Annotated in this window: 17 protein-coding genes and 1 tRNA gene; 7 read left to right on the top strand and 11 right to left on the bottom strand. The window is 64.9% G+C overall.

The window, feature by feature from the left end; genetic code table 11:
* Positions 1-3 precede the first annotated feature (3 nt).
* Positions 4-243, top strand: a complete 240-nt coding sequence (locus tag QM712_RS17615; RefSeq protein ID WP_415024393.1) for a BrnA antitoxin family protein — start codon at positions 4-6, stop codon at positions 241-243.
* A 156-nt stretch (positions 244-399) separates the two neighbouring features.
* Here the strand turns inward: QM712_RS17615 and QM712_RS17610 are convergent, their stop codons facing one another.
* A complete protein-coding gene (locus tag QM712_RS17610; protein WP_415024392.1) occupies positions 400-1,845 on the bottom strand; it encodes a caspase family protein in 1,446 nt (481 codons plus the stop codon).
* 204 nt (positions 1,846-2,049) lie between these two features.
* Positions 2,050-2,925, bottom strand: coding sequence for a DMT family transporter (locus tag QM712_RS17605; protein WP_415024391.1), 876 nt, complete (start codon positions 2,923-2,925; stop codon positions 2,050-2,052).
* 149 nt (positions 2,926-3,074) lie between these two features.
* Between QM712_RS17605 and QM712_RS17600 the strand changes: the two genes are divergently transcribed.
* Positions 3,075-3,473: a RidA family protein gene (locus tag QM712_RS17600; RefSeq protein ID WP_415024390.1), complete on the top strand. Its 399-nt coding sequence runs from the start codon at positions 3,075-3,077 to the stop codon at positions 3,471-3,473.
* 52 nt (positions 3,474-3,525) lie between these two features.
* Here the strand turns inward: QM712_RS17600 and QM712_RS17595 are convergent, their stop codons facing one another.
* The 3 genes from QM712_RS17595 to QM712_RS17585 all read right to left on the bottom strand — a co-directional run bounded on the left by QM712_RS17595 (position 3,526) and on the right by QM712_RS17585 (position 5,126).
* Entirely contained in the window at positions 3,526-4,071 is a 546-nt protein-coding gene (locus QM712_RS17595; protein WP_415024389.1) for a hypothetical protein, read from the bottom strand.
* Entirely contained in the window at positions 4,016-4,366 is a 351-nt protein-coding gene (locus QM712_RS17590) for a hypothetical protein (RefSeq protein ID WP_415024388.1), read from the bottom strand. Before QM712_RS17590 ends, QM712_RS17595 begins: the two co-directional genes overlap by 56 nt.
* Positions 4,367-4,538: 172 nt before the next feature.
* Positions 4,539-5,126, bottom strand: coding sequence for a formyltransferase family protein (locus tag QM712_RS17585; RefSeq protein WP_415024387.1), 588 nt, complete (start codon positions 5,124-5,126; stop codon positions 4,539-4,541).
* A 758-nt stretch (positions 5,127-5,884) separates the two neighbouring features.
* Between QM712_RS17585 and QM712_RS17580 the strand changes: the two genes are divergently transcribed.
* Positions 5,885-6,121: a hypothetical protein gene (locus QM712_RS17580; protein ID WP_415024386.1), complete on the top strand. Its 237-nt coding sequence runs from the start codon at positions 5,885-5,887 to the stop codon at positions 6,119-6,121.
* 5 nt (positions 6,122-6,126) lie between these two features.
* On the opposite strand, the gene QM712_RS17575 is transcribed toward QM712_RS17580, so the two are convergent.
* The 3 genes from QM712_RS17575 to QM712_RS17565 form a co-directional block, all read right to left on the bottom strand.
* Entirely contained in the window at positions 6,127-6,429 is a 303-nt protein-coding gene (locus QM712_RS17575) for a hypothetical protein (protein ID WP_415024385.1), read from the bottom strand.
* A 410-nt stretch (positions 6,430-6,839) separates the two neighbouring features.
* Positions 6,840-8,888 (bottom strand): acetoacetate--CoA ligase, encoded by a 2,049-nt coding sequence (locus tag QM712_RS17570; protein ID WP_415024384.1) that lies wholly within the window; start codon positions 8,886-8,888, stop codon positions 6,840-6,842.
* A gap of 196 nt (positions 8,889-9,084) precedes the next feature.
* Positions 9,085-9,312: a hypothetical protein gene (locus QM712_RS17565; protein ID WP_415024383.1), complete on the bottom strand. Its 228-nt coding sequence runs from the start codon at positions 9,310-9,312 to the stop codon at positions 9,085-9,087.
* Positions 9,313-9,588: 276 nt separating this feature from the next.
* Here QM712_RS17565 and QM712_RS17560 point away from each other — a divergent pair, with 276 nt between their 5' ends.
* Together QM712_RS17560 and QM712_RS17555 are read left to right on the top strand one after the other, a co-directional pair.
* Positions 9,589-10,707, top strand: a complete 1,119-nt coding sequence (locus QM712_RS17560; protein WP_415024382.1) for an AI-2E family transporter — start codon at positions 9,589-9,591, stop codon at positions 10,705-10,707.
* A gap of 116 nt (positions 10,708-10,823) precedes the next feature.
* Positions 10,824-11,216 (top strand): NUDIX hydrolase, encoded by a 393-nt coding sequence (locus tag QM712_RS17555; protein ID WP_415024381.1) that lies wholly within the window; start codon positions 10,824-10,826, stop codon positions 11,214-11,216.
* A gap of 512 nt (positions 11,217-11,728) precedes the next feature.
* Here QM712_RS17555 and QM712_RS17550 read toward each other — a convergent pair.
* Positions 11,729-11,968: a hypothetical protein gene (locus QM712_RS17550; protein ID WP_415024380.1), complete on the bottom strand. Its 240-nt coding sequence runs from the start codon at positions 11,966-11,968 to the stop codon at positions 11,729-11,731.
* Between the two features lie 422 nt (positions 11,969-12,390).
* Here QM712_RS17550 and QM712_RS17545 point away from each other — a divergent pair, with 422 nt between their 5' ends.
* Positions 12,391-14,052, top strand: a complete 1,662-nt coding sequence (locus QM712_RS17545) for a DUF3300 domain-containing protein (RefSeq protein ID WP_415024379.1) — start codon at positions 12,391-12,393, stop codon at positions 14,050-14,052.
* Positions 14,049-14,966 carry a DUF2950 domain-containing protein gene (locus tag QM712_RS17540; RefSeq protein ID WP_415024378.1) on the top strand — a complete coding sequence of 306 codons (918 nt, stop codon included), beginning with the start codon at positions 14,049-14,051 and terminating at the stop codon, positions 14,964-14,966. Before QM712_RS17545 ends, QM712_RS17540 begins: the two co-directional genes overlap by 4 nt.
* Positions 14,967-15,092: 126 nt before the next feature.
* Here the strand turns inward: QM712_RS17540 and QM712_RS17535 are convergent.
* Together QM712_RS17535 and QM712_RS17530 are read right to left on the bottom strand one after the other, a co-directional pair.
* Positions 15,093-15,168, bottom strand: a tRNA-Lys gene (locus QM712_RS17535).
* A 325-nt stretch (positions 15,169-15,493) separates the two neighbouring features.
* Complete coding sequence (locus QM712_RS17530; RefSeq protein ID WP_415024377.1) at positions 15,494-18,163, bottom strand: glycosyltransferase; 2,670 nt, start codon at positions 18,161-18,163, stop codon at positions 15,494-15,496.
* Positions 18,164-18,316 lie beyond the last annotated feature (153 nt).

Raw genomic sequence — 18,316 nt, 5'->3', positions numbered from 1 at the left:
GACATGGCGGATCTACCGAGGCGGCCGCGGACATTGGGCGATGCGCGGACCGAGGCCGAGGCGGCGTTCAAGAAGGTGACGGCCAAGGTTGCCGAGGCGCCGGCGAAGAAGAACGTGGCGCCGGGGATCAAGGAGCAGGTCACGCTGCGCATCGATCAGGACGTGCTCGAGTTCTTCCAGGGCGGCGGTCCCGGCTGGCAGGACCGCATCAATGACGCCTTGCGCAAGGCTGCGGGGAAGTAGGCCCGCAGCCGCTGTCGTGGGCCTCGTCCTGAGCAGCTCCCGCAGCGAGCGTCTCGACGGATAAGGGATCTCGCAACGAAGGGATCCGCAACGAAGGGACCCGCAACGAAAAAGCCCGGCGTGAGCCGGGCTTTTGTTTGGAAACTGCTTGAGGTCTCAGCGGCGGAACATGCCGCCCATCATGCCACCCACGACGCCGCCGATGAAGGCCGCACCGGGATCGCCGCCGCCGCGATGGCCACCGCCACCACCGCCGCCGCCACCCCCACCGCCGCTGCTGGCGCGCCGGGCAGGGCGCTTCTCGGCACCGTCGTCGCTGGCGCTCGGCGAGGCCGATGCGACGATCTCGGAGAGCAGGGCCTTGTGCTGGAGCTTGTTGAGATAGCCGGTCGACGGATAACCGCGGGCGGCCTGCCAGCGCTTGAGCACCGAGCGGGTGTCGTCATTGAACACGCCCGTCACCTTGGTATCGAAGCCGAGGCCATTGAGGCGACGCTGCACGTCACGCCGTTGGCCCTTGTCGAGACCGATCTGGTCCTCGCTGAGCTGCGAAGCATCGTCGGTAAAAGTCGCGGGATCGACACCGGCGTTGAGGTTGCGCGTCGTGGTCGACGGGCCGTTCTGGATCGCAGCCAGCCGCGCCAGCGCCAGCGCCTTGAACTGGCCATTCGGATACGACGAGAGGTAGGCGTTGAGCTCTTCCGGCTTGTTGGTCTCCTTGACCGAGCGCCAGTACTCGAGCTCGACACCGTCCGAGCTGCCGCTGGCCGCAGCCGCCGGCGTGGCGCTGCCACTCGCGGTCGGCGCGGCATTGGCGACCTGCTGGGTCTGCTGTGCCGGGTTGAGATAGACGGCGCCGATCAGATTGGTGTGACCCCAGGGAAGCTGACCCTTGTGGGTCTCTTCGTTGACCTGGGCGCGCACCGACGTCATCGCTTGCTGGATCTCGATGCCGGGCTTGGTGATGTTGTCGATGAGGGCGCGGGTGAACGGGCTGTTGTTGCCTTCCTGACCGTCGAGCGCGGTCTGGCCCGGGCCGGTCGCGAACGCGATCAGAGTGCCTTCGCCCGACTTCATCTCGGCGAGACCGCTCTGGACGCTGACGCTGCGCGTTGCGGAGTTGGACTTGATCTTCGCGGCGAAGGGATTGTCGCGGCAGGCGTCGAGGAACACCAGCTTGACCTTGGCATCGCCCATGGTCTGGTCGAGCGTCAGATCGATGTTGATGGCGGCACCGAGCTTGACGTCCATCTCCGACTTGATGTCGGCATCGACCGGCAGGAGGTAGTTGCTGCCGCCCACGGCGATGCCGTGGCCCGCATAGTAGAACACCGCGACATCGGAGCCCTGGGCCTTGCGGCCGAAGTCGAGCAGTTTCTCCGTCATCTGGTCGCGGGTGAGGTTGGATCCTTCGATCACCTCGAAGCCGACATTGCGCAGCGTGGCCGCCATCGCTTTCGCGTCGATCGGCGGATTCGGTAATTGCGCAACGTTCTTGTAGGCGCCGTTGCCGACGACGAAAGCGACGCGACGATCGGCCTTGGCGGCGCTGACCGACAGCGCCATGCACATCAGGGAGAAGAGGATGGTGAGGTAGCGCATCTGAAATCCCCAACAGAATCGAATTGCAAACAGCAACAAATTGGCAGCGAACCTACACGAAAACCCCCGGCTTCGCGCTAGCAAAACCACAGTTCGCCCAAACCCATTGCGTCACGGCCGAGTGTGCACCATTGGAATGCCCCTCCAACGTGATCCAAATCACGCTCGGCCACTTTGTTTTGTCGTGCGAGGCCGTGCGCCGGTTCACTGCGCGCGAGCGGGAACCGGTGCGGAGGGCTTCAGATTCAGCAGGTTGCCGCAGAGGATCAGCGCCGCGCCCAGTACGGTCCAGGCGTCAAGCTGCTCGGAATACAGCAGCCAGCCCGCGGTCGCGGTCAGGGGAACCCGCAGGAAGTCCATCGGAACGACGATCGTCGCATCCGCGTAACGCATCGCGCTGGCGAGGCAATAGTGCGAAAATGTGCCGCAGACCGCGATCACGCCGACCCAGGTCCAGGCATAGGCGGAGGGCCAGGTCCAGACGAACAGCGTCGGGATGAAGCCCGCGGTCGATTGCACCACGAGCATCCAGAACAGGATCGACAGCGCGCTCTCGGTCCGCGTGAGCGATTTGACCAGCGCCATCGACACGCCGAAGCCGATGGCGGCGCCGAGCGCGATCAGCTGGCCCGGATTGATCTCGCCGGTGGCGGGCCGGACGATGACGATGACGCCGACGAGGCCGAGCACGATGGCGGCGATCTTCCAGGGCGTCATGCGCTCCGAGAGGAAAGTCGCGGCGAGGATCGCCGTCCAGATCGGCATGGTGAACTCGATCGCCACCACCTGGCCGATCGGGATCAGCGTCAGCGCGAAGAACCAGCCGAGCTGGGCGACATAGTGGATCAGGTTGCGCCCGATGTGCTGCGGCAGGCGCGACGTCTTCAGCCTGCTGAAGCCGCCGGCACGATAGATGATCGGCGACAGCAGCACGAAGCCGACCAGCGAGCGCACCTCCATGATCTGGAAGACGTTCAGCTCGCGCGTGGCCTCGCGTCCGGCAACCGCCATCACCAGCATCAGGGACAGCCACCCGGCCATCCACAGTGCGGCCATCGTTTTTGACGGTGTCGTGCTCATCGGGCGAGATGCGGACAGCAGGAATCCTGAGGGGAGGCCGGTATCGGCGACATCGCCGCTGTTTGCAACGGTCAAATCTGCGGGTGCAGCGATGCGTGACGGCGTGCTAAGGCTGCATTGAACAACAAGAAAATCGGGAGACCTTGCTCATGCGTATCTTGCAACCGGCCGAATGGTCGAAACCGCGCGGCTTTTCCCACGGTGTGGCGGTGGAAGGGCCGGGGCGCTGGGTGGTGCTGGCCGGACAGACCGGCGGCGACGAGACCGGCAGCTATGCGCCGGAGATGGCGGCGCAGGTCGCGACCGCGCTGAAGCGGATCATCAAGCTGTTGGCCGAGGCCGGCGCCGGGCCCGAGCACATCGTTCGCCTGACCTGGTACCTGACCAGCCGCAGCGAATACGAGGCGGCGGGTGCCGGCATCGGCGCGGCCTGGAAGGAAACGCTCGGGCGCAACTTCCCGCCTTCGACCCTGCTCTATATCGGCGGCCTGGTGGACGAGCGCGCCAAGGTCGAGATCGAGGTGACGGCGTTCGTCCCGGGCGCATAAAAAAATCGATCCGGCGAGGTCGCCGGATCGATTGTCGCGAGAACGTTTGGTCTTAGCGGGACAGCGAGATGTTGGCGCCGCGGAACTGGCTGTCGGCGCGCATCGTGACGGCCTGCTTGTTGCCGGTGGTGCGCAGCCCGATGTTGGCGTTGAAGCCGGCCGTGCTTGCAACCACCTCGAAGTTTCCACCACCGCCCTGGCCCTGGAGGGAGCCGCTGATGTTGCGGCTGGCCTCGGACCACGTGCCGGTGATGGCGCTGCCTTCCGACCGGACGTTGGCTGCGAGATTGAACTTGTAGGCATCGCTGGCGCAGGTCAGCGACATTTCCATGGTCGGCCCGATCGGGGCGTACTTGGCGCGGCAGCGAATACGCTCGGTGGATCCGTCGTCGAGCGTAACGGTTCCGCTGCCGTTCCAGGTGCCGGCCAGGGCTGCGAACGGACCGGACTGGGCCTTGCTCTCCGAGCTGGCGATCGACGCCGCAAACACGACGGCGGCCGCGATCAGCAGCCGCCGGTTCCAGACACGAGCCTCAGTTGGTCTATTGGCGCGATGCTTCCCAGCGCCCGCTGCACGGTATGCCTGCTGATGCTCCATTCCACTTCCCCGATCCGGCGTTGCCGTTGAGTTGACCATTGGCATATGCACCATTGATCGAAACTCGCACAAGACCCTCGCGACCGATCGTTCCGGAAACGTTGGCACCCGGCGCGGTGATCTTGCCGTCGGCAACCGTGAGCATCGAGCTGGCGGTCGGCTCACAGGAGCCGCTCTTGGTCACGATGACGACCTGCCAATTGCCGTCATAGGGGTTCTGAGCGAAGGCGGGAGCGGCAACGGCGCCGGTGAAAATGGAGGCGGCACAGAACGCCGCAATGCGACCAAAACGCATGAATTCCGTCCTTGAATGTGTCTGATATGCTGACGCTTATTCGGGCGAAATGTGACGGAAATTTGTTGCGATGCCAAACCCAAAATTGTTCCTTTCGAAACAATGGTTTATTTGGCAATCCGGCTGTGATTTTCGAAGCGGAATCAACGCCGGTTCACGTTAAGGGTAAACATCAGGAGAGACTCGGCGCCGAGGTGGCGAACTGCTCGTCCTGGGACTTGGCCGGCAGCGCCTTGTGGACTTTGGCGTAGTCGATCACATCTGCGAGAAGCTTGAGGCCGAGCGGCGCCAGCGCGCGCTCCCACAGCTCGCGTGCCGTTTCGCCCTTCTTGACGAAGCACCAGTCTTGCGCGGCGATGGCGCCGGCGTCCATGCGATCGGCGAGATGGTAGATCGTGCCGCCGGCGATCGAGTCGCCTTCCTTGATGGTCCATTCCACGGCCGCCTTGCCGCGATGGCGCGGCAACAGCGAGGGGTGGTAGCCGATCCCGCCGAGCCTGGCAGCGGCAAGCGCATCCTTCCCGATCCGGGCGTGGCTGTGCGCGGTGATGATCAGATCGGTATCAGGCGCGATCTCGGAAGCAACGACCAGCTTCGGATTGGCCTGGACCACGACTTCGATGCCGGCCGCCTTCGCGGTCGCGGCCAGGCGATCCTCGGCTTCGGCGACGACGACGCGCACGATCGACACACCGTGCTCGCGGAGCATGTTGAGGGTGGTCACGCCGAAATGGCGGGAGCCGACGAGGGTGATGCGCATGGGTCTCCGATCCGTCTCGCGACTGCGTTCTACCCCGATAACATGCCAGGACGCCCTGTCACCACCCGCGGGCGGTTTGGCCCGGTTATCAACAATGCTTGGAGGCCGCGCGGACCGAACGGGCAGCCGCCGGGCCACGTCCAACACGCCATCCGGCGCTGGGAAATGCCATGGCAAGACGGCCGAGGTCGATGCCGATGAGTTGGATCACTCAGGCGCCGCCGATCCGTCGCTCGGCCGGTCGAGCTGCCAGACGAGGTGCGCGACATGAGGCTAGGCTGGCGCCGATCGAACTCGCAGGCGCGATCGTGAAGCGTACGAGCGGCGTCGAAGCGGCAGCTGCGCTGACGGTTTCGCACTGTCGCCGCAAGCGCCTGACGAAAGTTCCCGCGCGATCATTCTGTGCCGCCGCGCAAGCGTTGCCGCATGGCCACGGTCGCCCAGCAATTGGCCATCCGCTGGTTCCTGTGTTCGATTTTTAACAAAAGAAAGAAGCGATGTGCCGTACAATGCTTGCACACCGGGGCTGGCTAAATTTCCATCCCGATCCATTTTCGAACCCGGGTTCAGCCGCTGGCTTCATCGCCAGCGGCTTTTTTCTTGCCCGTGCATCACGAAATCATCGAACGGTAACGCGTTCTCAACCTGCTTGTCGTATCGACGAATCCGTCGCGGATTTGTATTGCGTACCGCGACACCAAAATTGTCCCGCCGGTGTGGGTTGCGCCGCGCGGGCTTTTTTGCGGGGGGGCAATTTGATGCCGAGCGCGATTGAACAGATCGTCGACACTTATGTGCGACTGAAGAACCGGCGTGGCCTGGACGAGCTGATGATGCACAGGCAACGGCTCGCGGTCGATCTGAAGAGCAGATCCGGTTACGATTTCAGCCTGCCTATAAGTCAGATCGACGAGGAGATCGCGATCATCGAGGCGGGCCTCAGCCGATTGAAATCCGGCGATGCGGCAGCGACGGGCGCAAGACCGCAGACCTGACGCAGTCAGTCGCGCCGGCCGCCGTCGATGACGGTGAACAGCGGGCGTGCGGGAGTCGGCTCGACCAGCAATTCCTCCACCAGCGCGGTTGCCGCATCGACATATTTGCGTGTCGGCTTGTCGAGCTGACGCGTCGCTTCGTCGTCCAGCGCCACTTTCGCGGCTTCGACCAGCTTGCGCATGCGTGCGGCATGGTCGTCGCCGGCGGTCAGTGTCGCGCGCGCCAGCGAGCGCAATACGAACAGCTCGCCTTCGAGGCGGAGCAGGCGGTCGTTGAGCCGTGTCAGGATCGCGTTGAGGTCGGCCATTGCGCGAGGTTCAGCGTGGAGGAGCCGTTCTGATCTAACGGCGATCGGTGAACGGAGTCCAAATGCCGACAGCGCAATTCGGCCGATCCTCCGCGATGCCGCCGAAGTGACCGATCGTGCCCGACGGGCAAATGGTGCGGCAGGGTTCCCGTGGCCATATGGAAGCCAGCGAATGTCTGGAGCACCTTCGATGCGGTCTGTCCTGGTTTTGGCTCTCCTGGTCTCTGCATGCGTTTCGGCTACGGCGGCGCCCGCCCATCATACCCGTCCACGGCCCTCCATCGTGGATCGTCCGGCCGACGACGCGCCGGTGCCGCCGGGCTGGTACAAGTTTCCAGGCCGGCCGCCGATCCCGCCGTCCGAGAACAGGAATCTCGACCCATCCAACTACGGCAGCGGTTGATCGTCGCTCATGACGCCGTCCGCGCGAGGTAGTCGCGCGCGAAGGCGAGATACCAGTCGAGGCAGGCGGGATTGGCCATCGCCTCCTTGTTGATGACCTTCTCGACGGGCTGACCGAGCAGCAGCTTCTTGATCGGCAGCTCCTGCTTCTTGCCCGAGAGCGTGCGGGGAATCTCGGCGACGGCGAAGATCTCGTTGGGCAGGAAGCGGCGTGACAGGCCGGCCTCGATCGCCTTGTTGATCTTCGCCTGCATCGCGGCGTCGAACGCCACGCCGTCGCGCAGCACGACGAACAGCGGCATGTAGCTGTCGCGGCCGAGATATTCGAGGTCGACGACGAGGGAGTCGAGCACCTCCGGCAAGGCCTCGATCGCGGAATAGAGCTCGCTCGTGCCCATGCGGAGCCCGTGCCGGTTGATGGTGGCATCGCTGCGACCGTAGATGATGCAGGAGCCGTCCGGATTGACCTTGAGCCAGTCGCCGTGCCGCCACACCGGGCCGCGGCCGCTGCCGTCGAAATTATCGGGATAGGTCTCGAAATAGCTGGCGCGATAGCGCGCGCCGTCCTTGTCGTTCCAGAAGTAGAGCGGCATCGACGGCATCGGCTCGGTGCAGACGAGCTCGCCGACCTCGTCTATGACGGCGCGGCCCTGTTCGCTGAAGGCCTCGACGGCGGCGCCGAGCAGCCGGCACTGCATCGCGCCCGGTGTCTGCGGCAGTTCGCGGTTGCCGCCGATGAACGCACCGGCGAAATCGGTGCCGCCGGAAATGTTCGCCCACCAGATATCGGCCTGCGCCTTGCTGCCGTTGGTTTTCGACAACGCCGCGATGCGGTCGTTGAACCAGGCCTGGGTATCGGCGCTGAGCGGCGATCCGGTCGATCCGAGGCAGCGCAGCTGCGAGAGGTCGCCGGCGGCGGCGAGATCCACCTCGGCCTTGGCGCAGTTGGCGAAGAACGCCGCGCCCGCGCCGAAGAATGTCGATTTCGACTGGGCGACGAAGCGCCAGAGCGTGGTCCAGTCCGGCTTGTCCTTTGCGCCGCCGGGGCTGCCGTCGAAGATGCAGCAGGTGGTGCCGCTGAGCAGGCCGCCGACCTGGCTGTTCCACATGATCCAGCCGGTCGAGCTGTACCAGTGGTAACGCTCGCCGAACGAGTTCTCGTGATAGGAGCAGCCGACGTCGTTGTGCAGGCCGAGCAATGCCAGGGCGACGACGACGATGCCGCCATGGCCGTGGACGATCGGCTTCGGCAGGCCGGTCGTTCCGCTGGAATAGACGATCCAGAGCGGATGATCGAACGGCAGCCATGCCGGTTCGAACGCATCGATCGAGGCGCCCGTCCTCGCGAGAATGTCCGAGAGCAGGGCGTCCGGCGCGGCTGGTGGGGCCGCCTCGCTGTGCAGGATGATGTGCTCGACACTCGGCAGGGACCGTCTCAGCTCGCTCACCACATCGCGCCTGTCATGCCGGCGGCCGGCGTAGGTGACGGCGTCGCAGGCGATCAGCACCTTCGGCTCGATCTGCTTGAAACGGTCGATCACGGCGGGCGCGGCCATGTCGGGCGCACAGACGCTCCAGATCGCGCCGATGCTGGCGGCGGCCAGGAACGCGATGACGGTCTCGGGGATATTGGGCAGATAGGCCGCGACGCGGTCGCCGGGCTTGATACCCTTCTCCTTCAGGTGCAGTGCCAGCGCCGCGGCCTTGCGCCGGAGCTCGGGCCAGCTGGTGTCCTTGAGCTTGCCGTCCTCGCCCGCGCTGACGATCGCCGGCAGGCCGGCGGCATGGGCCGCCTCGACATGCCGGAACACCTGCCGGGCGTAGTTGACCTGCGCGCCCGGAAACCAGACCGCGCCGGGCATCCTGCGCTCGGTGATGACGGCCGTGAACGGCGTCGGCGACTGCAGGTCGTAATAATCCCAGATGCTGCGCCAGAAGCCGTCGAGATCGCTTGCGGACCATTGCCGCATGTCTTCGTAGCTCGGGAAGGTGAGGCCGCGCTGCTCGGCGAGCCAATTGCGGTAGAGTGCGATCTGCGGAACGAAGGGTGCGGTCATTGCGTATCGGCTTCAATTGCGGGGAGGAGAGTTTAGCCGGTGTCACAGCCCGCTAGAAGCTGCAGTTCTCGCAGGCGGCCTTGATCGGTGGACCGGGTCTGCGTGCGCCGGGAACGTCGGGAGACGCCGGCGCTTCGATCAATTCGTCGCTGCGCTCGCACGAGGAAAGAGGGAGAGGCGGATTACGCCGCCCGCGCTACCATTCCACGCCGGCCCAGCGCCGGCCGAACACGCGCGGCTTGGTTTTCACTGCATCCCAGCCGAAGAAATGATGATTGCCGGACCAGGTGTGCACCTCGCCGCTGCAGATGCTGCATTTGAAGCTGCCGGAGTGCGGCTCGGCGTGCTCTTCCCGGGTCGCGGTGTACTTCATGCCGCACCCCGGGCAGGTGAATTCTTCGATCGTCCAGATGCTGTTTGCCATTGCGCGGAAAGTGTTCCTCGGACCTCGAGACGACCGTAGGTGCGAGGCTTTGCATCGGCGTAAACCGGTCGGCGCAAATCCGGTTAACGCACGTTAGGCAAGCCCGCTTCGGTTGCGCGTCAGCCCGTGGGGCGGCGCCAGCCGGTCCAGGCGCGACCTTGATCCCGCAGCGAGATTTTGGCGGCAGGCGGGCCCGTCTTGACGCCCGATCCGTTGCTGGCAATAACCCAAGGCCGCGCAAGCGCCGGAACCCGCGTCGATGCCGCAAGGAAAGTCGTGCCCGTGAAAAGCCTCCGTCAGCTCCTGACGGGAGAGGACATCATCCAGCTCGTGATCCGGCTCGGCTTGCTCGCGCTGCTGATCATCTGGACCTTCCTGATCATTCGGCCGTTCGTGCCGATCCTGGCATGGAGCGCGGTGCTCGCGGTCGCGTTCTATCCGGTATTCAGCTGGCTCGCCAAGCTGCTCGGCGGCCGGCCCAAGACGGCGGCGGCCATCCTCACCCTGATCACGCTCGGCATCGTCATCGGTCCCGCGACCTGGCTCGGCCTCAGCGCGGTCGACGGTGTGCGCGATCTGGCAAAGCAACTCGGCACCGGCGACCTCGCGCTGCAGTCGGCGCCGGAGCAGCTCAAATCGTGGCCGCTCGTCGGGCCATGGCTCTACGAGCTCTGGGAGCAGGCCTACAACAACATCCGCGCGGTGCTGCGCGAGGTGGGGCCCTATCTGCAGCCGCTGGCCGGGCCGCTGTTGTCGCTTGCGGGCGATGCCAGCGTGGGGACGCTTCAGTTCTTGGTCTCGGTCTTCGTGGCCGGCTTCCTGTTTCCGCACGGGCCGCGGCTCGTGGAGGCCGGGCGCGGCTTTCTGTTTCGCATCGTGCCCGAGCAGAGCGAGCATTTCCTGGAGCTCGCCGGTGCGACCATCCGTGCCGTGGCGCAAGGCGTGATCGGCGTCGCGATCGTACAGGCGCTGCTGGCCGGCATCGGCTTCAAGCTCGCCGCCGTGCCGAGCGCCGGCCTTCTCGCCTTCATCGTGCTGCTGCTGTCGATCGTCCAGATCGGCGCTTTTCTCGTCCTGCTGCCGGTCATCATCTGGATCTGGACCGCCAAGGACCTCACCACGGCGCTCGTGCTCACGGTGTTCTTCGTCGTCGTCGGCTTCATCGACACCATGTTGAAGCCGCTGGTGATGGGCCGCGGCTTGAACACGCCGACCATCGTGATCTTCGTCGGGGTGATCGGCGGCACGCTCGCTCACGGCATCGTCGGGCTGTTCATCGGCCCGATCATACTGTCGGTGGCGTGGGAGATCGCGGCGGCCTGGATCAGGATCGACCGGGCGGAGGCGGGGGCCGAAGTGGCGGCGCGCCAGGGGGCGCCTCGCCCCGAGGCGTGACCGGTTTGCGACAGCCGGACGACGCCGCTGAACTGTGATCAAGACGCTGGCCGAACTTGTCTATCTGAATAGACAAGTTACGATGGCTCGATTCTGTTTTCGATCCTTTGGCAGTAATGGCTAAGTCGTCCAAGCTGGTCGCCGCGAAACGCGGCAAGGTTTTGTTGGTCAGGCGCCGGTCGGACGGTCTGTGGATGTTCCCGGGCGGCCGCAAGCGCGGGCGCGAGTCCGCGAAGGACTGCCTGCGGCGCGAGATCAAGGAGGAGCTGCCGAAGCTCAAGCTCGGCAGGATCAGCCTCTGGAAGGAAGTGAAGGCCAGGAACAAGCGCTCCGGCCGCAAGATGAGCGACGCGATCTTCATCGCGAAATTCGCCAAGGGCAGGCTCGCGATCGGCGACAAGAAGGAGATCGACCGCGCCGCCTGGCAGAAGCCGCGCGGCATCCGCATGACGGCGACCTCGCGTTACATCCGCGATCGCCTGTTTCCGCGCAAGCAGCGGCGGAGCTGAGCGGCCGAGCCCGCACACCCGGCCGCTGGGCACCTAGTCCGATCGTCCTGCCGACCGCGTTCTTCCGGCAAATGACCGCGGCGCTGCGCGTGAAGTCGAGCCGGAGGCCCTGGCCGCTTCGGCCTCCCGCGAGTCCTTGCGGGCCTTCCGCGCTTTGCGCATCGCCAGCTTGATGTAGGGATGCTGCGAGTCCTCCGCGAAGAACAACACGACCTCGCAACTCGGACATTGCCGGGAATAGCCGTCCTGCAATCGCCCCGCACGATCGCGAAACACGTTCTTGCAACGGGTGCACTGAACCTGGACGAAACTCATGCGCGAACAACAACGACTATTGGAAATAAGCGAATAGGTGAGCCCAGAAGTCTGAAGAAAGCTTGAATGCGTGGACGCGTGATTGCCGCACCGGATACCGTGCGCGAACGCGCCGGCCGCGCGAACGACGCATGGCCAAGCGCCATCATCCAGCCGCTGCGGCGGGTTCTGTCGACCGGAATTGCCGGATCAAGCCGCTACTGCCTGGCGGCGAGAGCTTCCAGGCAATGGTTGAGATAAGCGGTGCGATCCCGCGGAAGCACCTTCTCGAGATCGGCCTTCAGGCCGCATTCGCGCTGCCTGATCTGCTCGGCCCGGCGCTTCTCCGCTGCCTCCCGATATTCGGGGGCAACCTTGGTGGGATCGACGAGGGCCTGGGATCGTGCAGGAGCAGCCATCACGAATGCGATAGCCATGATGAAAATCACTGATTTCAAATGAGCCTCCATAAATGAGGTCATCCTAGCGTTCGCAGCGCGGCCGCTCAAACGCAAATGCGGCAGGCCCGATCGGTCAGCGATGCTGACCTTGGCTTCGGCACTTCCGAATGAGAGGCCAGGCGGACGCGACGCGGCAGCATCGTGATGGTGAGCGCGAAGGTTCAGACGCGCGATCGCCAGCCAGCGTCGGGGCTTCTCACGGCATGATCTCAGCCGCTAAATCGCCTGCGGGTTGACGCGGCTCATGACGGGCTGGTGATGCTTCATCGCGGGCCGCAATCTTGATTAAACCTTCGCGTGCTCCTGCGGCCGTTTTCGCTTACAGTGATGATGCGACGGCCGCGTTTCGCTGATCGTGATCAGCGAACGTCCGAGTCCGGGCCCAATCTCTCTGCGTTGGAAGTCCAAGGGAGGGTGTGATGCTTCGCTGCGGCAAGACCTTGGTGGCGCTTGCGTTCGCAATGGCGACGACGTTCGCCGCAACGGCGCAGACGCCCACGACGCCGGTGACCCCAAATTCCCAGAACTCAAATCCGCAGCCTTCAAGTCCTCGGGTACAGCCGGCGAGCCCGCCGGCACCGGCCGCCGATATTCTCAAGCCCCAACAGCTCGAGGCCCTGGTCGCGCCGATCGCGCTCTATCCCGACGAACTGCTTGCCAACGTGCTGGCGGCCTCGACCTATCCGCTGGAGGTGGTGGAGGCCGACCGCTGGCTGAAGGAGCACAAGACACTCAAGGGCGACGCACTGAAGACGGAGGTCGACAAGCAGGGCTGGGACGACAGCATCAAGGCGCTCGCCAGCACGGCTGACGTTCTCGCCATGATGAGCGATCAGCTCGACTGGACCAAGAAGCTCGGCGATGCCTTTCTCGCGCAGCAGCCCGACGTGATGGATGCGATCCAGCGCCTCCGCAACAAGGCCTATGACAACAAGAAGCTGGTCACGACCAGGCAACAGAAGGTCAGCGTCCAGGCCCAGGAAGGCAAGCAGGTCGTCGTCATCCAGCAGGCGGATCCGGCGGCGATGTATGTGCCGTATTACGATCCAGTGACGGTCTACGGCGCCTGGCCGTACGCTGAATATCCGCCGTATTATTGGGGCTATCCGCCCTATATCGGCGCGGGCGCGGTTGCAGCCGGCATCGCCTTCGGCACCGCCTGGGCGATCGGACACTGGGGCAACTATTGGGGCGGCGGCTGCAACTGGGGCAACCGCAACATCTACGTCAATCGTCGCACAGCCGTCATCAACACCGGCTGGCAGCACAACCCGGCGCATCGCCAGGGCGTGCGATACAACAACGTCAACGTTCAGCAGCGTTTCGGCAACACCAATATCAAGGCCGGCGCGTCGGACCGGATGGACTTTCGCGGCCGTGACGGCAACCAGGTGCTGCGTCCCAACCAGGGCGCGGGAGACCGTGCGGCCGATCGTGCCGGCGATCGCGCAGGCGGCGACCGCGCTGGAAATCGCGGCGATCGACCCGGTGGTGCTGATCGCGCAGGCGCGGGAGATCGTGCCAAAGGTGGCGGTGATCGCGCCAGGGGCGGTGGTGACCGCGCCGGCGGCGGTGCCAACCGTACCGCCAACGTCAACCGCGGCGGCGGCAATCGCGGTGGCGCAATGAACGTCTCCTCGGGCCGGGCGGCGGCTGCAGCATCCGCGCGCGGACGCGCAAGCATGGCGAGCATGCCGCGCGGCGCCGGGCCGAGCATGGCCGGACGCGGCGGCGGTGGAATGGCGATGCGTGGCGGTGGTGGCGGCGGTTTCCGCGGCGGAGGCGGGGGAGGTGGCCGTGGCGGCGGTGGCCGGCGCTCGGACATCGCGCTGAAGCATGACATCGTCCTGCTCGGCCATCTCGCCAACGGCCTCGGCTACTATCGTTTCAGCTATATCGGCAGCGACAAGGCCTATGTCGGTGTCATCGCGCAGGAGGTCGGGCGGATCAGGCCCGATGCCGTCACCCGCGGAGGCGACGGTTATCTACGTGTCTACTATGACAAGCTCGGACTGACCTTCCGCACATACCGCGACTGGCTTGCGGGTGGCGCGAAGATCCCTGCGGAGGTGACGCCATGACCGGCTTGAAATCATTCGGTCGCACGGTTCTTCCTGGCATGATCGCGCTGGCGCTGATGGGGTCGGCGTCGCAGGCACAGATGTCCTACAAGACACCCGAGGACGCAGCTGCCGCGCTCGCCGCGGCGGTCAAGAGCGGGCCGGGCGACGTTCTGAAGGTGCTCGGCAAGGATGCCGAGGACATCGTCTCCTCCGGTGACGAGGTCGCCGACAACGACACGCGCAAGCGGTTCACCTCGATGTACGACGTCAAGCACGGCCTCAAGACGGAGGGCAACAAAACGGCGACCCTGGTGCTGGGGCCGGACGATTTCCCGTTCCCGATTCCGCTCGTCAATACCAAGACCGGCTGGGAGTTCGACACCGACGAAGGGCGCATCGAGGTGCTCCGCCGCCGCATCGGCCGCAACGAGCTCGATGCGATCCAGACCGCGCTCGCCTATGTCGATGCGCAGAACGAATATGCCGACAAGGATCGCGGCGAAGGCGCCGGCGTCTATGCGCAGCGCATCGTCTCGTCACCCGGCAAGAAGGATGGCCTGTTCTGGCGCGATGACAGCGATCCCAGTCCGCTCGGTGCGCTCGCCGCCGAGGCCTCGAAAGAGGGCTATCGCGCCGGCGATGCCGGGCCCGCGCCCTATCACGGCTACTACTTCCACATCCTCAAGGGGCAGGGACCGGATGCGCCCGGAGGCGCGCTCAATTACGTCGTCAAGGGCAAGATGGTCGGTGGCTTCGCGCTGATCGCCTGGCCCGCGGAGTACGGCAATTCCGGCGTCATGACCTTCGTGGTCAACCATGCCGGCGACGTCTACCAGAAGGATCTCGGCAAGCGCACGACGGCCATCGCCGGACGAACCACGCGGTTCGATCCCGACCAGACCTGGAAGAAAGTCGATGCCGCGAAACCTTGAACGGTGACGGCGTCGAGCCCGTACGGATTCGATTGCGGTTAAGCTCATGGCACCGACGCCTTGCTCGCCGAGCCTGCGACGAAGGATGAGATGCTCCCGGCATCGTCATGACATGCTGCAATGAAGTGGTGAGCGCGCTGGGGCTCGAACCCAGGACCCCGTGATTAAAAGTCACGTGCTCTACCGGCTGAGCTACGCGCTCCCATGGCCGCTGGATGGCTTTGAGATCAATCGCCATCATTGTCGGTCATTCGAGAAGCATGTCTTGCCGCGACGTCCGACTGGGCGTTGCGGGGAAAGCCGGTGAGGCTGTTTCCGGATCATGCTTTCGGCCCGCGCTGTGTAGGGGGACGGGGCGCCGAGGTCAATAGCGCGGGTGACTGCCTGAACACACGGCACAAGCGGGGATTGCCCTGCTGTTTCCACCGCTTAGGCGCCGGTTTTGATCCTGAATGGCGGTCCGCCATCCACGCTCAAAGACCCCGTGCCTTTTAATCACGGGGTCTGCTGCGCCCGAATCCGCTTCGTCAGTTCGCCTCCCGCCGTACCTCGCTGGGCACGGCTTGCGTGGAACCGACCGGCGTCGGCAGCGCGACCGGACGCAGGCCGATCAGCTCGGCGGTGCGGATCGCGCTGTCGCGCCAGAACTGGAACGAGTTGATGCGGCTGAGCTCGAGGATCGCGATGGCGACCGCGGCGAGGAACGGCAGGCTCTGCAGCACCAGCACGCCGGCGAAGATGTAGATCTCCGTGATCTGGCGGAAGCTGTTGGAGGCGATCAGAACGCCCGCGCCGACCAGGAGCAGGGTGCCGATCACCGCTTCCCAGAATGCCTGGAATTCGATCGACATCCGCGACAGGCCGCCCTTGGAGGTGCGCGCGAACGCGATGTGCTCGGTGATCAGTCCCTGCGCGACCGCGCGCGACACCGTCCATTGCACGCTCATTGCGGCGATCATGGCGCCCAGCATCTGGCCGGGCTTCACCGCGACACGGAGGCGGTACATCGACAGGAAGTGCGCCAGCGAAACGATGAAGGCGCCGATGATCGGCAGCGTGAGGATCTTGTCGGGGATCGCGATGTCGGCAAAGGCGACGATCGGCACCCAGACGAGGTTGAGCAGGGCCACGACCACGCCGAGGCTTTCGGCGCCGAGCCAGTTCAGCCAGCCCAGACCGTATTCGCGCTTCTGGTCGGGCGTCAGCCGGCTCCTTCCGGGCAGGAAGTGGCGCCAGTGCTTCTTCACGATCTGGAGGCCGCCATAGGCCCAGCGATGGCGCTGCTTCTTGAACGCCTCGTAGGTGTCGGGGAGCAGGCCCTGGCCGTAGCGATGGTTGGTGTAGTGCGTGGTCCAGCCGAGTTCCTGGATCGCAAGGCCGAGATCGGAATCCTCGCAGATCGTGTCCGACGACCAGCCGCCGGCCATGTCCATCGCCGCCCGGCGGATCAGGCACATCGTGCCGTGCACGATGATGGCGTTGGCTTCGTTGCGCTGGACCATGCCGATGTCGAAGAACCCGGCATACTCGCCGTTCATGATGTAGTGCATGATCGACAGGTCGCCGTCGCGATGCTCCTGCGGTGCCTGCACGAGACCGACACGCGCGTCGGCGAAGGCCGGCACGAGATCCCTGAGCCAGTCGGGATCGACGACATAGTCGGCATCGAGGATGCCGATGATCTCCGCATCGGCCGCCGTGCGGTCCATGGCGATGCGCAGCGCGCCCGCCTTGAAGCCCTGCACCTTCTCGGCGTTGATGAACTTGAAGCGTTCACCGAGCGCGCGGCAATGATCCTGGATCGGCTGCCAGAAGGCCGGGTCCGGCGTGTTGTTGATGATGACGACGCATTCGTAGTTCGGATAGTTGAGCCGCGACAGCGCATCGAGCGTCTGCTTGAGCATCTCGACCGGCTCGAAATAGGCCGGGATATGGATCGAGACCTTCGGGCAGTAGTTCTCCGGCACGTCAGCGATCGGCTTGCCCTTGGTAAGCAGCCGCTGCGGCGGCCGGCCGAATGCCACGGCCGCGATCTCGTCGATGCGCGCCATCGCGATGAGGACGAGGGGAACGAGCAGGATCATGCCGAGCGTCAGCGCGAAGGCGGAGCCGAACAGGAAATAGTGCCCGTTCCAGAAAGCGAACACTGTGGCGGCCCAGGCGCCGACGCCGTTCGCGGTCGCCGACAGCAGGAACGCCTGCCGCGCGGTCGGCTGTTCGAGCCGCAGGATCGGCAGCGACAGCAGCACGCCGACCAGCAGTGCGATCGTCATCAGCTTCCAATAATCGGGGTTCTCGACCGGGCCGGTCCAGGCGAATTTCGGCTCGCGGCTGGCGTTGAGGATGCCCCAGTACGGACCGACGCCGCCTTCGAAGAACTTCCAGGGCTGATCGATCGCCTCGACGATGTTGTATTCCATGCCGAGGGCTTCGGCGCGGCTGACGAAATTGCGCAGGGTCAGCGCCTGCTGGAACGGACCCGGATCGGCATTGCGCAAATTGTAGCCCGCGCTCGGCCAGCCGAATTCGGCGATCACGATCCGCTTGCCGGGGAACAGGTTACGCAGGAGATTGTAGCGGTCGACCGCCTGGTCGACGGCCTGGTCCGAGCGGAAGTTCTCCCAGTAGGGCAGCACGTGGGCGGCGATGAAATCGACGTTGGACGCGAGGTCGGGATTGTCGCGCCAGATGTTCCAGATCTCGCCGGTCGTCACGGGCACGCGAACCGCGCCCCGGACCTTCTTGATCATGTCGATGAGGTCTTCGACCTTCTGCTCGCCGCGGTAGATCACCTCGTTGCCGACGACGACGCCGATGACGTTGCTGTTCTTGCGGGCAAGCTCGATGGCGGACTTGATCTCGCGTTCGTTGCGGTCCTTGTCCTTGTCGATCCAGGCGCCCACCGTGACCTTGAGGCCGAACTCGGCGGCGATCGGCGGCACCAGTTCCACGCCGCCCGTCGACGAATAGAGACGGATCGCACGCGTCATCGTCGACAGCGTCTTCAGGTCGGCGCGAATCTTCTCGACCGTCGGGATGTTGTCGACGTCGGGGTGACCCGAGCCGTCGAACGGGGCGTAGGAGACGCTGGGCAGCAGGCCTTTGAAGTCGGGCGCGGGTTCCTTGTCGCGCAAGACTCCCCAGATGCCGGCGTGGAGCGCGGACACGAGCAACAGAACGGCGACGACAACGCGCATCGCGACTAAACCAAAAGGGGCTGAGGTGGCAGGGAAGCGGATCCGACCCCGAGATCCGACCGAGTCCGCGGCAAAGGGAGCATACCTCGGCCGCGCGGTTTCTCAACTGTCATGGCCTCATGTCCTTATGAGGGCATGGCCTTTTCGGAAAGC

This window comes from Bradyrhizobium sp., assembly GCF_047605465.1.
Lineage (GTDB): Bacteria > Pseudomonadota > Alphaproteobacteria > Rhizobiales > Xanthobacteraceae > Bradyrhizobium.
This window is presented reverse-complemented; position numbering and strand designations above follow the sequence as displayed.